This window comes from Rhodopirellula bahusiensis (genome assembly GCF_002727185.1).
GTDB classification, from domain to species: Bacteria; Planctomycetota; Planctomycetia; order Pirellulales; family Pirellulaceae; genus Rhodopirellula; species Rhodopirellula bahusiensis.
Genome location: NZ_NIZW01000001.1, coordinates 321,433 through 342,550 on the forward strand (window position 1 = coordinate 321,433; position 21,118 = coordinate 342,550).

Annotated in this window: 11 protein-coding genes; 10 read left to right on the forward strand and 1 reads right to left on the reverse strand. The window is 55.9% G+C overall.

Going from position 1 to position 21,118, the window contains the following annotated elements:
• Positions 1-5: 5 nt before the first annotated feature.
• Genes CEE69_RS01340 through CEE69_RS01375 form a run of 8 tightly spaced genes read left to right on the forward strand, consistent with a single transcriptional unit; the run spans position 6 to position 16,453 of the window.
• Entirely contained in the window at positions 6-1,349 is a 1,344-nt protein-coding gene (locus tag CEE69_RS01340) for a DUF1501 domain-containing protein (protein ID WP_099258759.1), read from the forward strand.
• Complete coding sequence (locus CEE69_RS01345; RefSeq protein ID WP_099258761.1) at positions 1,346-3,076, forward strand: EF-hand domain-containing protein; 1,731 nt, start codon at positions 1,346-1,348, stop codon at positions 3,074-3,076. The genes CEE69_RS01340 and CEE69_RS01345 overlap by 4 nt, the downstream gene beginning before the upstream one ends.
• Positions 3,077-3,135: 59 nt before the next feature.
• On the forward strand, positions 3,136-4,242 hold the full coding sequence (locus CEE69_RS01350) for an AAA family ATPase (RefSeq protein WP_099258762.1): 1,107 nt from the start codon (positions 3,136-3,138) through the stop codon (positions 4,240-4,242).
• Between the two features lie 50 nt (positions 4,243-4,292).
• Positions 4,293-5,282, forward strand: a complete 990-nt coding sequence (locus CEE69_RS01355) for a DUF58 domain-containing protein (RefSeq protein WP_099258764.1) — start codon at positions 4,293-4,295, stop codon at positions 5,280-5,282.
• Positions 5,279-7,675, forward strand: coding sequence for a BatA domain-containing protein (locus tag CEE69_RS01360; RefSeq protein ID WP_099258766.1), 2,397 nt, complete (start codon positions 5,279-5,281; stop codon positions 7,673-7,675). The genes CEE69_RS01355 and CEE69_RS01360 overlap by 4 nt, the downstream gene beginning before the upstream one ends.
• Positions 7,672-10,530 carry a hypothetical protein gene (locus CEE69_RS01365; RefSeq protein WP_099258767.1) on the forward strand — a complete coding sequence of 953 codons (2,859 nt, stop codon included), beginning with the start codon at positions 7,672-7,674 and terminating at the stop codon, positions 10,528-10,530. The genes CEE69_RS01360 and CEE69_RS01365 overlap by 4 nt, the downstream gene beginning before the upstream one ends.
• Before the next feature lie 2 nt (positions 10,531-10,532).
• Entirely contained in the window at positions 10,533-15,200 is a 4,668-nt protein-coding gene (locus CEE69_RS01370; protein ID WP_233214488.1) for a hypothetical protein, read from the forward strand.
• A gap of 2 nt (positions 15,201-15,202) precedes the next feature.
• On the forward strand, positions 15,203-16,453 hold the full coding sequence (locus CEE69_RS01375) for a prenyltransferase/squalene oxidase repeat-containing protein (protein ID WP_233214489.1): 1,251 nt from the start codon (positions 15,203-15,205) through the stop codon (positions 16,451-16,453).
• A 7-nt stretch (positions 16,454-16,460) separates the two neighbouring features.
• Here the strand turns inward: CEE69_RS01375 and CEE69_RS01380 are convergent, their stop codons facing one another.
• On the reverse strand, positions 16,461-17,870 hold the full coding sequence (locus CEE69_RS01380) for a hypothetical protein (RefSeq protein WP_233214490.1): 1,410 nt from the start codon (positions 17,868-17,870) through the stop codon (positions 16,461-16,463).
• Between the two features lie 548 nt (positions 17,871-18,418).
• On the opposite strand from CEE69_RS01380, the gene CEE69_RS01390 reads away from it, so the two are divergent.
• Both CEE69_RS01390 and CEE69_RS01395 read left to right on the forward strand, forming a co-directional pair.
• Positions 18,419-19,549: a baeRF3 domain-containing protein gene (locus tag CEE69_RS01390; protein ID WP_099258771.1), complete on the forward strand. Its 1,131-nt coding sequence runs from the start codon at positions 18,419-18,421 to the stop codon at positions 19,547-19,549.
• Between the two features lie 276 nt (positions 19,550-19,825).
• Positions 19,826-20,923: a DUF6666 family protein gene (locus CEE69_RS01395; protein WP_143549129.1), complete on the forward strand. Its 1,098-nt coding sequence runs from the start codon at positions 19,826-19,828 to the stop codon at positions 20,921-20,923.
• Positions 20,924-21,118 lie beyond the last annotated feature (195 nt).

Here is a 21,118-nt window from a genome sequence, read left to right on the forward strand (position 1 = left end):
TTTCCATGTCATTTTCAAACATGAATCATTCATCACGTCGTCGCTTCATGCAATCGATGGCGGCTGGAATCGGCGGCGTCAGTGCGAGTGGATGGTTCCCGGCATTAGCGGAAGCTGCCGCCAACGATCCGAAACGACGCAGACACTGCATTTTGCTTTGGATGAGCGGTGGCCCAACCCAAACGGACACCTTTGACATGAAACCCAACCATGAAAATGGTGGGGAATTCAAAGAGGTGCAGACGTCGGCTCCAGGCCTACGATTCAGCGAGCACTTGCCCAAGCTCGGCGCGATGGCGGACAAGCTGGCCGTTCTGCGCGGGCTGTCGACCAAAGAAGGCGACCACGGCCGCGGCTCGTATCTGATGCGTACCGGACAAAAACCAATGGGCCCGGTTCAGTACCCTTGCATCGGATCCGCGATCGGCAAGCAATTGGCGGAGGACACGATGAGTCTTCCCAGCAACGTGAGCATCGGGACCTACCGAGCATTCAACCAAGAAGCCTTCAGCCCGGGCTTCCTCGGGCCGCGTTTTGGTCCGTTGTTCGTGGGAGCGACCGATGTGCCCGGCGCCATGTCCAATGGAGACGACGGCTATCCCAATCTCAAAGTTCAGTACTTGGATCGAGCTAAGGGGATCGACGCCGAACGGATGGACCAACGGTTGAAGATTTGGCGGCGATTGCAATCGCAATTTGTGACCTCACGGCAAGCCGGCGCGGCGGGAATGCACAACGAAGTGTACGAAGGCGCCGTTCGGTTGATGAACAGCGATGACGCGAAAGCGTTTGACCTGTCGGGCGAACCCGAAAAACTTCGCGAGGCTTATGGCAAGAATGTGTTTGGCCAAGGTTGCTTGATGGCGCGTCGTTTGATTGAACGAGGTGTCCCGTTTGTGGAAGTCTCCCTGGGAACAGGCAGCACATCCGTTGGATGGGACACGCACACGGACAACTTCAATGCGGTGCAAAACCTATCGACCATGCTGGACAATGGTTGGGGAACCTTGATGCAGGACTTGGAAGACCGAGGCCTGCTGGAATCAACGACGATTCTGTGGATGGGTGAATTCGGCCGAACGCCGTCGATCAACCCCAACGCCGGACGCGACCACTTTCCTAACGCGTGGTCCAGCGTTCTGGCGGGCGGTGGCATCGCCGGTGGACAAGCCTACGGTGCGACGAGCGAGGATGGCAACGAGGTCGTCGACGGAAAGATTGGCGTCCAAGACTTGATCAGCACGCTCTGCCGAGCCTTGGGACTGGGCAGTTCTCCCAGCAACATGTCTCCCGGTGGCCGGCCCATCCCCATCGCCGAAGGTCGTGCGATCAAGGAAGTGCTGGCATGAGTCACTCAGGCAAACGAATTGTCTCTGCGATTCCCATCGTTGTGTCGCTCCTGATTTTGGTGTCTGTGCAGAGCAAGGCCGTTGGCGAAGACGCACCGAAATCGAATGACACGGCTCCCCTGGCGACGTCCTCCGTGAAAGTGCTGGCCCCCGCTCCTTCGAGTCGCCCGATGGACGCAAGCATGATAATGAGAGCCCCGATCGCTCCACCAGCGACGTTGCCCGCGGAGAAGCTACCTCAATATCGAATGGAACTTCCCCAACAAAGTTCCGCCGAGCCAACCTTCGTCGACGGCCAGATTCGGTTTGCGATCACGCACCCAGACCTGACGGATCGAATCGGTCGCCCTTTGCGAATCGATGCTTCGATCAAAATCGATGGCAAACCTTTCGACGAAGTTCGTTCCTCCTACACAACGTCCACGCGAACATCCGCATTGGCTCCGCCTGCGAAACAAGAGATCGAACCAGCCGAAGAAGTCACACCAGTGGATCCGCTCATTGCCGACGCACCTGAAACGGAAGATCCTTCTGACGACGACCAAGAAGCGGAAGAAGAAAACGATAATGAAGACGCTGAAGAGAAACCGCCGGTCACGCCAGCCACAGTTGCTCCGTACACGATGACCACTGATACGGAAGAAGCGATGCGACGATTCGCGGAGGCCATCGGCGATGAACCATCGGATGTTGATGCCAAGTGGTTGCTGGACCATTGGACCCTAGGTCCGCCGCTGTTGGTGGTGCATCCGTACTTCCAAAGCTTTCGATCCGACCAGCGCCCCGCCTTTGCGGTGCTGGATCGAAATCGCGATGGAACGGTATCACAAGAAGAACTGGCCGAAGCCGTCGAGTCGTTCCGCAAGTGCGATGCGAATCGCGATGAAGTGGTGGACGCATTGGAAATTGCAAAAGCGGCAGACTCGCTCCGAGATCCGGCGTCCGTCCCCGCTTCCAATGGTCCGTTGCTTTGGCTGACCAGTGACATGATAGGCATCAACGAGAGCGATCCGCTGCTGTACGAATCCGTTCGGTCACTCGATGAAGACCAAGACGGAACCATTTCTGACTCGGAAGTCAAATACTGGACTGACCAGCCCGCTGACATCGCATGCTCGATCGATTTCTCCACAACGTCACCTGAGTCCGCTCATGTCGATGTTATTGGATTGGCCGAAGACATCTCAGCCAAGATCATTCCGTCGGAAGACTCCGCTGGGATCGATGTCGAACTCGGGTCAGTCACAATTCGGTTGTGCGGCGTTCAACACTCCTCCTCGCCAGCACTCGCCCAAAGCGACTCTGGACAAGTTTCTCTTGGGGCGATCGTGGACGGATATCCATTGCTGCCAAATCTGGACCCAAACGACGATGGTCGATTCACCATTCGCGAATTGCGGGAACTCAACCATCTCTTGCAGGTCTTCGACCGCGATGGTGACCAAGCAATCACCCGTGCTGAGTCTTTGCCACCGATTCGTGTCTGCATCGGGCTCGGCCCAACCGCTCACTTGGAACTGGCGGACGTACGAGCGACAACACGCCCCGTGCCCGCCCCTAGTGTGACCGCGCCGGAATGGTTTCGTCGCATGGATCGCAACCAAGACAGCGACCTGTCACGCAGCGAGTTCCCCGGCACCGACGAACAGTTCCGTTCACTCGACGCGGATGGCGACGAGCTGATTGACGCCAATGAAGCAGAGACTTTCGAACAATCGGCAGAATAACAGCCCCACGCGAACATCATTCTGGCCATTGAGTTGGCGAACAACACAACTGACTTCCATTGGAAAATCCATCGGAGAACAACATGCCCAACCGACTCGACACGATCAAAGCCATCAACTCAAACCACACCAACAACCACGTGAGCCAACCAGAAATGGATGCCGCGTTGGTTGTCGATCAAATGCACGAAAAATTGTGCGAGTTGCGGGAACAATTGGCCGGTGTGATCGTCGGCCAAGAAGAAATCGCGGAGCAACTGCTGATTGGAATCCTTTGTCGCGGTCACTGCATTCTGCAGGGCATGCCAGGACTGGCAAAAACGATGATGGTTTCAACCTTGGCGTCGCTGACCGATCTGACGTTCCGTCGCGTTCAGTTCACTCCCGATTTGATGCCAGGTGACATCACCGGCACCGAGGTTTTAGAAGAGGATCACACCACCGGCAAACGGATTTTTCGCTTCGTCGAAGGCCCGTTGTTCGGCAATGTGATCTTGGCGGACGAGATCAACCGCACGCCGCCTAAAACACAAAGTGCGTTGCTCGAGGCGATGCAGGAACACCAACTGACGGTTTGCGGGAAGACTTACAAATTGCCCGATCCGTTTTTTGTCTTGGCAACTCAGAACCCGGTCGAAACGGAAGGCACCTATCCGTTGCCGGAGGCCCAGCTCGATCGTTTCCTTCTCAAGATCCACGTTCGCTATCCCACCCGCGAAGAAGAACGCGAAATCGCTCGGCGTCAAACGACCGACTATTCATTCGAAACCAAGACCGTGCTGGACGTCGAGCAGATCTCGCAAATGCAGTCGCTCGTTCGCAGCGTCGTCGTTTCGGATCACGTTTACGACGCTGCATTGGACCTGGTTCGCGGAACACGACCGGACGAAGGAACGATGTCGGCTGAACTGAAGAACATGGTTCAGTTCGGTGCGGGTCCTCGAGCCACGATCGCTTTGTTGATGGCAGCGAAAGCTCGTGCTTTGATCAATCGTCGTTGTCACGCGACGGTCGCGGACTTGATCGCCGTCGCAACACCGGTGCTGCGTCACCGAGTCATCCTGACATTCAACGCGGAAGCCGCCGGAGTGGATGCCGATTCAGTGCTCGGAAAGATCATCGAACAAACGCCATCGCTCAAGAAGAACTCGCCGGTCATCAGCTAACGACGTTTTTTCCACCACCCATTATTCCCACTCACAATAGCCACCGGTTCATGCTCGGACTGTTTCGACGTCAATCCAAACACGACCTCCACGCCCCGACGAACAAGTCAGGGGCGGGGTTGGGTGACTTGGTTGATCCAGTCGTGATGGACCAAATTGGGCACTTGGAACTGCTGTCGCGAACGGTCGTCGATGGGTTGTTGGCCGGCAAACATCGCTCGACCACCAAGGGTGGGTGCTGCGAATTCGCTCAGCATCGCCAATACGCTCCGGGGGATGAAATTCGACAAATCGATTGGCAAGTCTACGCCCGTAATGATCGCTACTTCGTACGGCAATTCGAAGAGGAAACCAATCTCCACGCGATGCTGGCGGTGGACTCGAGCGGTTCGATGAACTTCGGGCTGTCGACGGTCAGCAAACTTGATTACGCCCGACGCGCGGCGGCTTGCTTGTCTAGATTGCTGCTGCATCAGCGTGACTCGGTTGGTTTGACGGTGTTGCATGAAACCAACTCGCAATTCATTCCCGCCAAACAACACGCCGCTCACTTGAGAACCCTCATGGCGGCACTCCAATCCGCCAATGCGAGCGGCGAAGGCAACCTCAGCCATCAAGTGCAGCATTGCATCGCAAGGCAACGCCGCCGAGGACTGTTGGTGCTGCTATCGGATTGTTTTGGCGATCTCGAAGATCTTGCCACGGCGCTGCGGATCGCCCGAGCCCGAGGCCACGATGTCGTGGTCATGCACATCATGGCCCCGGAAGAACTGACGTTCAACTTCCGCCGCTGGTCCGCTTTCCAATCGCTCGAAGTGGCCTCGCAGCGGCTTCATTTGGATCCACCAGCGGTTCGTGAACAGTATCTGCAACGTGTGCGGTTATTCCTTGCCAATCTGGAAGACATGGTGATTGGATTGGGCGGCGACTACGTTCGAATGACGACCGCCACCGATCTCGCGGACACGCTAGGTTGGTTTTTGCGCAATCGAATGGCACGCAGGGGACTCATGACGAACCGGGGGGCGGTGGCGAAATGAGTTTCCTAAGCGTTGCATTCTTGTTTGCGTTGCCTCTGGTCGCCGCACCATTGCTATTGCACCTGTTCGATCGTCGCCGCAACGAGACCGTGCAGTGGGGGGCGATGCAGTTTTTGATGGAAGCCTCCGCTCGGAAAACCAGTTCACGCAAATTGAAACAGTGGTTGTTGCTGTTGCTGCGTTGTCTTGCGATCGCGGCATTGATTTTGGCACTGGCACGCCCGCTGTTGCCAACGGGTTATCTCGGTGGAACGGAGCGTGGCGAGACCATCTTTGTGATCGATAATTCAATGTCGATGTCTCGCAAGACTGACTCGGGAACCATGATCGAAGCGGCGACCCAACACGCCATTAATGAACTCGACAAGCTCTCGGCTCGCGACGACGTCCGAGTCCTCACAACAGCTCCGTATCCCATCTGGCTGGATTCAGGAACCACGCAAGGAGATCGACGCAACCGAGAGTTGATCAACAAACAATTGCAAAACATCGACGCCACCGAAGGCCGCAGCGATCTGCTCGCTGCGTTGTACACCGCGGTCCAAGTCGAACATCAACCGACGCAAAACGCGAGACGCATCGTCGTCCTGACCGACGGGCAAGCCACCGATTGGCGGACCGAAGACGAAACCGGCTGGCAACGCTTTCAATCCGTTCTCAACGAATCCGCCATCCGGACCGAAATCGAGACCGTTCGTCTGGATCAGACAACTAACGGCGAGTCAATTGGAAACGTTGCCGTTGACTCCGTGACCTTGGATCGAACGGTTGTCGGTTCGGAAACTCCGGTCACTGCGATCGCCACGCTCCGCAACTACGACGCCGTGACGATGGACGCTGCCGAACTGACTTGGAGCATCAATGACCTGCCGCTGCATCAGCAGACAATCGCCCCGATCGAGGGCGAGCAATCCGCTGAGGCCAATTGGAATCACACCTTCGAGCAACCTGGAATCTACCGAATCAGTTGCCGTCTGGATCGAGACGATGACTTACCAGCCGATAACGTCGCGAGTTTGATCGTCGAGGTCGTTGACCGCTTGCCGGTGGTCGTCGTCGAGGGTGCCACCGACTATGCGGAAATGCAACAAGACACCTACTTCGTGCAGGCCGCTCTCGGATGGATTGATGGACAACCACTCGATGAGACATCCGTCTACGTCCCAACGTTGATCACTCCAAACGAACTTTCAACTGTCGACTTGAGTGAGCAACGAGTTGTCATCATTCCCAATCTCACCGAACTCCCGCCCGATGCAGTCTCACGACTGAGTGATTTTGTTTCCGATGGCGGCGGGCTTTGGATTGGGCTGGGTCCACGCACCAACGTCGATTTCTTCAACCATCAACTCTTCGCCGACGCCAGCGGATTGGCTCCGCGACGACTCGACCGAATCATGGATGCGTTGCCCGCCGGAATGAATTCCGAAGCGAGTGACACCCTGGATATCGAGGAAGTCACTTCCAACGATGAACCCGTACGCATCGATCCGTTTCGCAGCGATCACCCCGCGACGCGAAATCTGGCGGACAACGATCAACTTGATTTGGCCGACGCATCGATTCAGCGTTACTATCAGTTTTCCGTCAACAACGAAAACGACGATCGATCGACGCTCTTGCGATTGAACAACGGCACGCCACTGGCTGTCGAAAACTTCATGGGACAAGGTCGAGTGATTGTCCAATCGATTCCTTTGCGATTGCAGTGGAGTGACTTGGCTCGCACGCAGTCGTTCGTGGTGATGGTTCGTGACTGGATCGATTACTTGGCTCAACCTCGTGCAACCCAGTACAACCTGCTGCCGGGACAGCCCATCGCGATGCGGGTTTCGAAGGACGTCAGTGCATCGGAAGAGAGCGGCGATCAAGACAGTGCACCAACCGGGTTCCTACAAACCCCAGATGACGAATCGATCGAACTGACCGCGCAGTACGCGGACGAAGGTTTTGAGTTTCGATCCAGCCAAACGCGTCGGCCCGGTCCCTACAGTCTGCAGATTGGCTTGGCCGAAGAAGGCATCCCATTCCAAGTCCAACGTTCTTCGGAAGAATCGGATCTGGACCGACTCGGCCGCGGCGCGTGGCAGCGGATTCAGTCCGCGACGACTCCCAATGCTTGGACAGAAGATCGCGTGTCCGTGGCGAGCACGCACACCGACCCGGTTTGGCCCTATCTGTTGCTCGCCTTGATCGGACTGATCACCGGCGAATTGGTTCTCTCCGGAATAATGTCTCGCGAAAGATTTGGTTCGGCGGGAATCCCCGAGTCGTCCGAATTCGATGCGTCGCAAATTGGCTCGATTCCGCCCAGCAGTTCAGATCTCACCCAGATCACGCACGAGTCGTCAGCACCCGCGGCGGTCCAACCTTTGGAGGTGGCTGAGAGATGAACCTCACGGAAACATCCACCAACGAATACCTCTCGTACGAGCACCCGTTCAACGCTGGCATGCTGCTGGTGTTGGGCATCTGCTGCCTCGGCATTTTGCTTTGGACTCTCTATCGCGAAAGACACGTTCTCGGCCGGACCACGACCGGGCTATTTTCGATCCTGCGATTGGGGGCACTCACCGTCGCATTTTGGATGCTACTTGCACCTACCAACGTTGTTGAACAATCGACAACGACTCGCAAAGCGGTCGTTTTTGTGACCGATTCCAGTGCGAGCATGAAAACGGTCGACCCGCCTGGACTGGCGGATGATTGGCGTTGGAGTACTTCCAGCTCGATTGACGCCCCAGACAATCCCGACGCAGTGTCTCTGTTGCTCACTGACCGTTCTCTTGCCGCCATCGGCGTTGCAACTCAGCAATTGAACTCGGCCGTGGCGGCGCTCAACCAGCATGGTGCCGAAACATCCGTCGCCGAGCACCTTGAGTTGGCGGACCAGGCGATCCTTCGTGTTCGAAAGCATCTCGAGCACCTCCAAAATTCGTTGTCAGATTCCATCGACAGCGACGTTGACTCGTCGCTTCGTCGCCTGATTCCGATGATCGACAGCCCAGAGTTTGATGCGTTGTCAGAGCTTACCCAAATGCTTCAGCGAGGCCGCACGCCCAACCAAGCGGGATGGCGTGAAAGCCTTCCCGATTTGATCGATCGACTCGCCACCGCACGCCGCGTTTTTCGCGAATTGGCGAGTCATTTTGAACAAGGGATCGCGAACCAACCGCAGAACGCAGCTTCACCGGCAACACGCTTCACCGACCAAACTCGAGGGGACCGCGTGGCAAAGTTCCTCAGCGGGTTGGAACAATCGAAGTTGGATGCTATCTCCGAAGTCGCTGATGTGCGGTGGATCTCGTTTGATGACGCCGCAAAGGCGATGGCCGACGTCGCGGACACCAATAAGCTTCTCAGGTCTTTGGCGGATCAGGAAACGGCGGCAAAAACCACCGATGTCGGTTCCGCGTTGCAATACATCGATCAGCTTCGCCGCGATCAGCCGGTCGCCGCAGCGTTTGTCTTGTCCGATGTGGCGCACAACCACGCTCACGAGCGTGAGCCCAACGAAGTCGCCGCGCAACTGGATTCAACGCCGGTTTACGTCGTTCCCATTGGCAACGATTCACGCCTTCGAGACATCGACTTGATTTCCGTCTCGGCACCCGCCGTGGCCATGCGGAACGACGACGTCGTCATCGAAGCTCACCTGGGAATCTATCAGTGCAAGGGCGAACGATGCACAGTCCAGTTGCTGCAATCGGGTGAGGTCGTTGATTTCCGCAACGTCTTGATCGACTCCGACGCCGAGACTCGTTCGGTGCAATTCCAACAACGCGTTTCCGAGATTGGTTCCGCCACCTTCCAAATCGCTATCCAGCCACTTGATGGCGAAATGACGACAGAAAACAACTTCGACGAGATCGAGATCAATGTCACGCGAAGCGACATCAAAGTCTTGTTGGCCGATGAGATGCCTCGATGGGAATACCGTTACTTGGCTCAGCTGTTTCGTCGCGATCCCAAGATCGAACTCGACGAACTGCTGTTCCGACCTCGCCTCATCGCGACTGGACATCGTCAGGAGGCGGGCGGCTTTCCCGTCACGGTGGAAGAGTGGAACCGATACGACGTGGTGATTTTGGGCGATCTGCCGATCGAACATTTGCCAGTCGCCTCGCAGACCTCCCTTCTTCAATACATGCGAACGCGTGGCGGAACCGTGATCACGATCGCTGGCGACCATGCCATGCCTCAGGCCTACATCGATCATCCGCTCGAGGAAGCCATCCCAGTTCGGCCAACGGATGAACCGGCCGATGCGAACCAGCAGTATTCTTTTCAAGTCACCGAACAGGGTCGCTCCCACGCTGCATTGATGATTGCGGAAACCGAGTTGGCCACCAACAACGCGTGGTCGTTTGTGAATCAGTTTTCGCCGCTCCACAGCGTTTCGAAATGGCGTGTCCCCGTTCCCACGGCTCAAAGCCTGATCGCGGTTGTCCCGAGAGGCGAAACTCTTTCGGCCGACGATCCGGCGCTCACCCAATCGAGTTTTCTGTGTTGGCAACCCGTTGGACGCGGGCGAATCATCTATCTGTCGGGACCGGACACGTATCGCTTGCGATTCCTTCGCGGCGACACGTTGCACTATCGATTTTGGGGCCAACTGATGCGATGGGCGATCGCCTCGGATTTGTCCTCGGGAAATCAATCGGTCCGAATCCGCACCGCGAAAACGCTTTATGAAACGGACCAATCCGTCGATGTCGATGTCGAGCTACTGGATGCCGATGGGCAAGCCGTGATTCGCGACATCGTTGATGCAGAAACGCTCAGTGTCCGGTTGTCAGTCGGCGAGGACGTTCGCACCGTTCCGCTGATCGTGGATGAGGAACGTCCCGGTCACTACCGAGCCGACGTCCGAGATTTGGAACCGGGAGTGTACCAAGCCAAACCCGAAGGATCTTTGATCGATGAATTGGTCGCGATGAGTGCCGACGCGAACGATTCGATCACGGAAGAAGTGATCACGACATTCACCGTCCAAGCCGACCTACCCACCGAACTGGTCGACACGCGATCCAATCTCGCCTTGGCGGACCAGATCTCAACGTTGACCGGCGGGCAAGTGCTGCCGCCGACCGCCGTCGAAGAAGTTTTGGAACTCACCGACTTGCAACCTGTTGTCACTCACAGCATCCAGCGTCAACCGCTGTGGCAAAGATGGCGATATCTCTGGCTGGTGCTGGGGTGTCTGCAAGTCGAATGGATCATCCGCAAGTCGAGAGGGCTCTCCTGAACATGTCTACCACCATCACGACTCGACCATTCTCACACCGAATCCCCTCGTCGATCGAAAGCAAACTGCGTCGCATCCGGCTCAGGCATGCGGTGCTAATCATCGTCGCCGCACTCGCCTTTGCGATCGGTGTGTTTCTGCTCCTGATGGTCCCATCGATGTTGATCGATTGGATGTTCCCATTCGCATCGCGCTTGCTTCGCATCGCACTCACCACCGTGACGGTCGTGGCAACACTGGGGACAGCGGCTTACTGCTTGATCGGACCGTTGCGACGTTCCTGGCAATGGTTGCGTACCGCGGATGCGGTTGATGACAACGTCCCGGAACTGGAAGAACGTTGGTCGACAGTCGCGAGCCTTTCTGGGCAAGATCCGTCGAAGATGACCGCGACCCAACGAGCGATGGCGAATCAAGTGACCAGTGAAGCCGTCGCGATGGAACGAATGGTCCAGCCTCGTCAGATCAGCCCACCGGTCAAGACACGACCCGGCGTTCTGCTCGCGTTATCCGGAATCGTCCTTCTCGCGGTTTTGTTCGCCGTCAGTCCCAGTCGCGTTTCAGTCCTGCTCAAACGGTTCTGGTTTCCAACTCAAGACATCACCGCGACGCAGCTTGCCAGTCTGAACGGAACGCAGTTCGTTCCCCGCGGCGATTCGATCGAACTGGTCACGCGAGCAAGCGGCGTGGTTCCGTCCAAAGCGACCCTCAGCGTAATGCAAGCGGATGGTCAAATCGAAGACTATCGCCTCACTGCGGAGGAAACATCACCGGACACTTGGTCTCACAAGATGCGAGTCGACGATGACATCTCCTACCGTGTTCGCGCAGGAGACGCACAAACAGAGTGGATGCACCTTCAATCGATCGATTTCCCTGAGATTGATCAAATCGAATTCGGCGTTGAATTCCCTGAATACACGAAACGAGCACCGATCCTGCTGGACCGATTGCCACGCCGTGTCAAAGTCCCTCAAGACAGCGTGTTGCGTCTGGCGATCAAGCCCCTTGATTCCCTTCAACAGCTGACCATTTCCTTGACGGATCCGAAGACTCCATCATCCAAAGACGGCAAGACGACAACGGCTGACATCCGCGAACTGCCGCTTGAAAAGGATGGTTGGTATCGACTGGAACTGTCATTGGTGGATGACCTGTTGCTGCGTCCGGCGCTGGTCAGCCCGCACAATCTGACCAACCAACGGCGGCTGTTTTCACGCATTGATGTCATCGAAGACAAAGCCCCCGTCGCTCGAGTCATCACACCCAACGACGAAATGGCGGTGGCGGAAGACGAGATCATTGAGATCAAATTCGAAGCCCATGATGACCACGGCATCGAAAAGGCGGAACTGGTGATCTACGACGAGTCTCAACGAGATGCCGAAGGCAACGCGAAGGTCTTGCACGTTCAGCCTATCCCGCTCGGCGAACAAGCCAACCAGAAACACTTGATCGCTCAAACGAAGCTGGACTTGAAGAAGTTCGGTCTCAGCGAGGGTCGAGAAATCAGCTACTCCATTCGCGTGACAGACAACAAACCAGCCACCGACGCAGGGGAATCAAAAGCGAAGAACCCCGAAGAACAACGTGCCTCAACGAACACCGAAGCGATCGCAACAGATGGCTCAAAACCAAGTCAAGATCATGTCGCAGGTGAAACATCCGACAAATCCAAAACAGCGACGCCAGCGGAATCCAATTCAAAACAAACCGACTCAAAACAAACCGACTCAAAACAAACCGACTCAAAACAAACCGACTCAAAACAGGCCGACTCGAAACAGGCCGACTCGAAACAGGCCGACTCGAAACCCACTGAATCGGAGCAAGTCGATTCAAACCCCAAGGAATCAAAACAAGCTGACTCAGAACTGGGCGACACGAAGCTAGCGGGCGCGAAGCCAGAGGAAGACAAGATGGCTCCGCGCAGTGAGGGCGAACCGAACAACGAGCACACACTCAAACCAGGTCCCATGGACACGGCCGCAAAATCCAGTGCCCCGCCGAAGGACGCTGCTCAACCCAAGGACACGGACGCTACTCAGCCAAAGGACACGGATTCCCCCAATGAAAATGTGTCCCCCAAGGAAGTCGAACCGGCGTTCAAACCGACCCCCGATGCGATTGCGTCCAGCAAACCTAGTTCGCAACCGAAGGATGCCAAACCAAAGTCAGCCAGCAAACCTTCCAGTTCATCCGAAAAGAAACCGAACAAGCCTTCGGACTCCAAACAAGCTGCCAAACCCGCTTCACCAAAGACGAAACCAGAAGCCAAAGTTGCAAGCCGCACGAAGCCTCCGGCCAACGCTCCTTCCAAGACGATGAAGCCGCAGAACTCAACCGTCAGTCTCGCGACACCACCCAAAGGCCAGCGAAATCGCAAAGGGCAAAACACCAACACGAGTCGTCGTCGTCTGAAAATCACCGAAAAACTCTCCGCAATTGCCGAGGCAGAGGAACGCCCCGGTGACGAACTCAAGATGAGAGATTCGGTTGTTAAGATCGATCAGATGCTCGCCGAAGTGGAACTCGGCTTGGAAAAACTGGTCGAACGAAAAATTGCGGACTCGGACCGCGGCGAACAGTTTCGCCGTCTCGATTCTGGTTTGGGAAACGTCGAGGACTTCGTCGCCGACCTGAGAGAGAACACGCGAGAAAGCCAATACGCATTCGTTGGCTTGCAAATGGTCGACATCACTCGCTCCCACGTCACACCAGCCCGCGACCGAGTTTTCGCGGGCTCGCAAAGTGCAGGCTCAAACGACATGGAAGCCACCATGGGATTGCAACATGTCGTTCGCGCTCGTGAATTGCTGACGGCATTGCTGAAACGTTTTGATCGCGTCAAACGTGAAAAGAAACTGAAGAAGGAAATGGACGAGGCGGTCACGATTTACGAGGTCTATCTCGAAAAACGTCGTCAGCTGATGCGGGTCGCTCGACAAAACCGAAACCCGCTGGATCGCAAGATGGGGATTGTCGAAGTCGACCAAGCCTACCTCGACCGACTCGCTGAGGTCCTGGAACTTCGGCGTGCCATGATGGACGAATTTGCTGAGATGCTGGGTGATGACCCGCGTTTGCTTTCGCGATACATGGAACTGGTCCAACGTCGTCAGAAGTCGCTGCGGAATCAATTGTCCGACCTGTCACAGCGTCAATATGACTTGACCGAAGAAGCGATGAGCTGGCTGCAAATCGATGAGTCTCAACAACCGGATCTGTGGACCATCATCATCGAATTGAGATTGTCCGCGGCCGAAGATCTTGCCAAGGACGCCGCTCAATTGGCCGAACGCATTCAGAAGCAAATGCCTCTGGAGATCAACATCGAAGCGGGAACGGCGGCCAATCTAATTCGAACCGCCAACCAAATTTCCGCGACTGCTCGAAACATTCAGTTTGATGCGGAGGAGCTGCTCTTTGATTCGGACGACAAAGCGAAAGACCGGATGACATCCGCCAGTACCAAATCATTGATCGATCAGTGCGAAAGATTGTTCTCACACCTCGATCGCTTGCAGTTTGAGAATGAAGGCATCGAGCCACTCGCTCTCTTCGTCGAGTCACGCATCCAAGAAACACGCGTCGTCGCTGATTTGGCAGACGTCTGGGCGGACCTTCATCGAAACATCACCGGTGACAACTACGGCGGTCTGGTGCAGACGGAACAGTATCGGCTTGCTGTCTCGACGCAGTTGTTAAGAGTCGAGATGCTGGATATGGAAACCGATTTGGCCGCACAGTTTCAACGTACTATTGAAACGGACTTGCCGGGCGAAATCAAAGACATGGTTCGCACCCTGCATCGCATGATGGAATCGATCACTTTCAATCAGATCGCCGCATCCATTCGGTCGGGCAACGACAATTTGGAATCGGCCAGCGAACAACAACAGTTGGCAACCGACCGACTGACCGAGGCGGAAGACTTGTTCGACAAGATTCGCCGAGCCGTGGTGATGTATCTGGACGAGTACGACGTACGCGACCCGAACATCGGCGACTTGCGTGACCCGACACTCGATGAGTTCTTGGCGAGACTGGAACGCGAGCCCAACATCGCCTCTCAGTTGGGAATCCCAAATCGACGGACTAACCTCCGAGTTCGGGCCGACAGTTTGCTTTGGCAGGAATCGACAAACGGTGGAACTCTGGCGGCATCACAGGTCGCAGCAGCACAACGAGCCGCGAATGCGATGAAGATGCAGAAACAGAAGAAACGCAAGCCAAAACCGAAGGACGAGCCGTCGGAGGGCATTTCAAAGGAACAACGAGAACAGGCGAAGAAAGCCCAAGAGATGCTCGCGAAAACCTTGTTGGAGATTGAAAAACAAAAAAAGCAAGGTGAACCGTCCGAGGCGAAACGCAAGCAATTGGACGAGATGGCGGAAAAGATCAAACAGCTGATGGATTCGGATGGCGACAACGAATCATCCGAACGAGCTTGGCAGAAGATTGTCCAAGCCGACGAAGCAAAGGGTTTGATGGAAGCGATCGCAAATGGCGAATTCATTGCGGACCAACAGTGGAATCGTTTGCTTTCGACGCTCGACGATGGGCTTTGGCAAGTCCAAGGCAACCGGCCCCCGGAAGCGTATCGAAAAGCGATCGAACAGTATCAAGATCAAATCCGTGAGTTGATGTCAACGATCGACGAAGGCTGAGCATGCACAACCAATCCGAACTGAGTCACGCTTCTTATCGAATCGCTTGTTCCGCCAATTCGTTGTCGCTACACCGACCGATAGCGAATCTCGCGCGGAGGCTGGCGATGCGAGTCGCGTTGTTCGCCGGAATCGTTCTGGTCGCGTCGCCCGTCGAGGCTCAAGAGAGTGTTCCGGTGATTGCCACCTCGGCCAACTTGAGTGCCGCGTTACCCGCTAGCGAATGGGCTCGCGTGGAATCCTCCGTCGACCGCGGACTGCAATGGCTCGCGAGCCAACAAGCCGATGACGGCCGATTCCCGAGCGAGGAAGCTGCTCAACCGGCCGTGACATCGCTAGCCATCATGGCGTTCCTTTCTCGTGGACATTTGCCGGACAAAGGCCCCTACGGCCCCCAAATTTCGCGAGCAATTGATTTTGTCCTCAGCACGCAACGTCGTCGCGGTTACTTCTCGTTGCGCCCGGTGTTACCACCCGTCGAACACCTGAAACCCTCTCAAACGGTGATCTACAACCATTCCATCGCCGGGCTGATGCTGGGTGAAGTTTACGGAATGGGATCGGGAGAACGTTCCCAGCGAATTGAGGACGCGCTTCACCGAGCACTGGTCTTTCATCGCGAAGTTCAATCACGAACGAAGGGCAAAGAATCGGACCGAGGCGGATGGCGTTACGGGTACCCGGAGAGCCCTGATGCCGCGTCCGACATGTCCGTGACGGGTTGGGCATTGATGTTTCTGCGATCCGCTCGCAACGCCGAGTTCAACGTACCGAAACAGTACTTTGACGAGGGACTGGACTTTGTCGAACTGTGCTACGAACCAGATCAGAACGAACACCAAAAAGGTATTTTTCGCTATCGGCCACATGCCTCACAAGACAAACCTCAGATCACGCTCGCCAACACCGCATCCGCAACGTTGACTTTGATCTTGGGTGGCCGGCAAGGTCACGCCAGCATCCCCGTTTCGGTTCGTTGGTTCCGCACGCGGAGCTACCCGAACCCATGGCAGAACAATTACTACTACCTCGCGACCTACTACAGCAGCCAAGCGATGGCTCAGGTTGGCGGCGAAACGTGGGAGCAAATGTTCCCACAAATTGCCGCTGGCTTGCTGAAGGAGCAAACCGAGAACGGCGCGTGGCCGCCGGGCGGTTCCAATGAACAACGCTTCGGTTCCACCTACAGCAGCTCACTCGCCATCCTCGCGCTGACTCCGGCGTACGGCTTGTTGCCGATTTACCAACGGTAGCCGCGAATCAGAATTTGCTGATCGCTTTCAGAACCGCTTTGAGTTGCTCATTGTCGGTGGTGTCCCACGCGACGCTGGCGTCCGATTTCAGCTTTGTCACCGCGTCATTGGTTCGTTGCTGCAGGTTCTCAAGCGTCGTGTGGCGAGTCAGCACCAACTCATTCGAATCCAGTTGGAACTGAACCCAGTGGGCATCTCGTTCTTGAACCGATTCTTCCGTGGTGAACCGCTGGAAGTTTGATCGGCGTTGCCTTGCGGGCAATTTCCGTTCGGCGTTTTCGGTGGCCAACTCAGCCACCATTTCGTCTTCACCGTCGATCACCTTGGGATCTGCGCGTCGACCGATGTCATCATCGCGGTCGCCCAAGTCGACGCCAGTCGACGCATCAGGGTTCGCGGCCAATGGATTGTCGACTCGGTAGTCACGATCGGGATCGTAGTCGTCTGCGTCGTAGATGGAATCATCCGAGTAAGGCAACGTTGCTGACAAGGTTTGAATTTCGCGTTCACTGATTCGAGCCCCGAGGTCACGTCCGGTACCGAGGCGTCCGGCCGCCGATGCGATCGCACCCTCGACACCATCTTCGATCGCGTCAGCTCGGTTCGCCCTCTCGGCCGGAGTCTCATCGACGTAGTCGTCCACGCGATAGTTGTCGACGTCGATTGGAGGCCTCGCAGCAGTCCATTCGTCATCGCTGCCGGGGTCATCGGTTCCGGCAGGGGTCTCCGTATCGAAACGTTGCAGCCCAGCGACCTGCTCCGGGCTTTCGATCGTTTCCCGATCCTCATTCACATCTTCGCTGGCGGATGATTTGCTGGGACGTGTCCGGCGAAGTTCCTTTGCCAGTTCCTTTCCAACCTCTTCCGGATCTGGCAACGGTTGTTCAGTTTCGTCGTTGGAAACATCAGCTGTGTCGGACGATACGTTGGTAGGCATCACGTCGGTGTCTGGCTGCGAGGCTTCCGTCACTGGCCGCCCGGATTGGGCCGCCTGTTGGCTACGGAATTTCCAACCGAAAGATTCCAGTGACTGAATCACGCTCGTAGACTGACTCACCAATCGCTCGAATTCTGCAAGTTGCTGAGGATCCTTGGTTCGCTGCGCTGATTCGGATGCGAGCTTGCGGACCAGACTCGCGTCACTCCAAACGATTCCCGCCAAGCCCCAATCGCTAATCCGATTGGTTTCGACGTCGGCCGAGCCGGAACGATCGGGCGGCAAATTCGTTCGTTCCGTCGATTGCGAATCTTGGGCGGTCAGCGAATCCACGCCTACCGATGCGACACCAAACGTCACGAGCGTGGCAAGAGCTGCTCGCCGCCAACGTCGACTCGAACGTTTCAAAGAAAAAGGAGCATCAAATGTTTCAGCTTTAGGGGCGAAAGCTTGCGATTGCGTGTGGGATGAGCGTGGCATTGGGCTGTCCTGATTTTGGTTGGAGCGAGTGTTGAGTCTGGACTCGACTTCGGCTTTCACCCTTCAATCAAACCGAGCATGGCTAAACGAATAACAGCCGCGAATTGGTTTCCCTGCATCGTAAGTCAAACGGTGACCGGGTTGGGCAGTGAGGATCGAATCGAGCATTCCATTGCCACTCGTATGCAGGAATTGTGCCAGAGTGACACAACTGCGGTTCGCTGCACATTCTTTCGGAGCATTCCGCGTGCGCTCTCTCAACCAACACGCCCGTTCACCGGAGATCCACCGACGACCGCGAATCGACCAGGCTGCTGGTTCGAGGTGCAAACCCTCTCGATGCCAAAACACGGACGGACGCGTTTGTCATCCGAACGCCACTGACACCCTCCGAGGATCTTGCCGAGCTTGCAAAATGATTGGACCACGTCCAGTTTTCGCTGATCGTTGGCAGAACGACGTACGAGACGCCCCCGCTGGCATCCGATTTGCGTCCTCTGTCCTTTGACGAGTGAAACCATTCATTGCCGCAAGAAAGGATATCCACCATGATCGCTTTTCCGACCAAGACTCAACTCACTGAATTGCTGGAACACGAGCAAGGCGATTGCGTTTCCATTTTGATGGGAACCTATCAGGCGGGACGCGACACGAACCAGAATCCAATCCGATTCAAAAACTTGGTTCAACAGGCAATTCAGCAAGCCAAACAAGCAGACAGTGAATTGGTACCAAGAATGGTGGAATTGGCGAAGCTCGAACACGACTCAACTTTCTGGCAGCACCAATCCGCTGGGCTCGCGATCTACTTGAGCGGCGAATACGAAGAGCACGTGCTGCTCAGCCACGACCCTGGCGAATCGGTCTCGTTTGGCCCCGAGTTCAACGTGCGGTCAATCGCCAGCGTCGCCTGTGGCGAAACAAATTTGCTGACGCTTGCCTTGTCGTGGGAACGAGCTCGTTTGTTCCGTTCAGACGGACACACCACGATGGAGATTCAAGACGAGATCTTCCCGCTCACGATGGACGAATTGGTCACCGAACGGGACCCGGAAAAGCAGTTGCAGTATTCGTCTCATGAGTCCTTCGGCAACGGAGGTTCCGAGACCGTGATGTACCACGGCCATGGCAACGGCGAAGGCAAAATCGAAGCCGACCGCCGCAACTATCTTTCTCGCGTGGGCGAGTACGTCGCGAAGCGTCTTTACAACACCGATCAACAACTGGTCGCGATTGCCACGGAAGAGGTCGCGGGACATTTTGATGCCGCAGCCGAATCAGTCGAATTGACGCAATGCATTCAAGTCAGCCCAGACGGTTTGACGGACTCTCAACTGACCGCTCGCATCAGCGCGTTCGCGAAGGAGCACAACCAGCATCACGATGATCTATTGTCGGATCGCCTTGGAGCAGCTATCGCGGGCGAACTCGGCTCGGTCGATTTGAAGAGTGTGGTGCTCAGGGCTGCCGAAGGACGAGTCGACACGCTCTTGCTCGGGCAAGACCAGCCACTTCTTGGACGATGTGACCTGAACACTGGGCAAGTCGAATTGGACCCGAATGCCGATACCGATTTGGTAAACAAAGCGGTCCGTCTTACTTTGAAAGCTGGAGGAACAGTTCGTCGCCTGCAGGACAACGCCTCGACACAACCAGTGGCGGCGATCTACCGATACTAAGGCAGCGAAGACGCGTCCGCAGCGGACAGGGAAACTGTCAGGGTTGTACGAATTACATCACCGAGCAGTCCTTCCAATCGAGTGATGCAGAACATTCGGCACCACGTCCCCATTTCGATTCGCCGATACCACCGTTACTCCAACTTCATTAGCGAGAAACGTTCGTTTCCGCGCGGTCCGAACGAAATCTGCCACCGCCACAGGCAGAGCGACCTGTCGTCAGATCGAATCGCCGTTTGGGGGAGTGGATTCGAATCAGGGACGAAGGTGAACAACATGAACAAGATCGCAAGTGTTGACTCAGGGTGCACCCACCTGCACCAAGTCTCCCAGTCCGCTGTCCCGCAGTTCGTTGTCCCCCAGTTCGTTTTCGCGTTGCTGGTCCTTTTGCTGCCAACCGATCTGCAGGCCGACGAGGCAGTGCAGCCGGCGCTGCAACTCTTCAGCGATCACTCTGAATTGTTCGAATGGAAGTCAGTCGACCAGGTTTCCTTCACTGAAACAGACTTTTGTTCCGACGCTTGTTCCTCATGTTCGTCGGGAACGTGCAACTCAGGATTGGTGAGCCAAGTTTGCCGGCATCCGCTCGAGCAACTTTCATTTCTCGCCGCGATCGACGGTTCCAAGCAACCGCAGGATTACGGGGTGAATGCCGACATCGGATTGCGACTGCGCGGTCAGTATGCAGCACCGTTGTTGGAAGAATACGGAATTGGATTTCAAATTGGCTCCGCGGTGACTTGGACTGACAACGCAGTTCGAGTGTTCGAACTGATGGGTGAGGACACGACTCGGTTTCAAAGCTACACAACGTTTGGATTGTTCCGTCGCGCAAATCGTTGGGCGATCGGTGCTGTCATGGACTACCAGTACCAAGAAGGTTTTGACCAAACCTCGCTGGCGCAATACCGTGGTCGAGTTTCGTATGATCTGACTCCCCAAACTCAAGTCGGTCTGACGGGACGGTTCCGTGCGTTTGATGACCAAGCCAATTTCAATGGGACTCCCGTGACGTTACGAACGACCAACCAGGGATCGTTTTTCTTGCGTCACTTTTTTGAAACAGGCGTGCAAGGCACCATATGGCTGGGGATAGTGGATGAACATGGCGAATCCAACGCCGCCTTTGGTGCTGCACCAGCTCACGACGACGCGTTCGTTTTTGGAGCGGACTTCTTGGCGCCGCTGAATGATTCCTTGGCAATGTACGGCGAGACCAATCTGACGACTCCCGCTGACACGGGTACCGTCGACGCGTTTTTGGGCTTGGTCTGGTATCCGTTTGGCAACGCAAAAACGGCCCACCGAGCCCAATTTGCACCGATGTTGCCAGTCGCTGCACCCACCAGTTTCTCGGTCGACTTGGTTCCTTGAGCTTGATTCTTTGAGCTAGTCCCCGCTCCAATCAGCACAATCGCTATGGATTGTCAGGGATCCACTGTCATTTCCACGATTCCGAGGTTCGTCCCCAGCCTTCCCAATCGACGGACTGCGTTGATGAGCAACATTTCGGGGTGATGCTCGACAACTCCGGACTCTCGCGTGCGCGGTCTGCTTCTGAGGGTCACA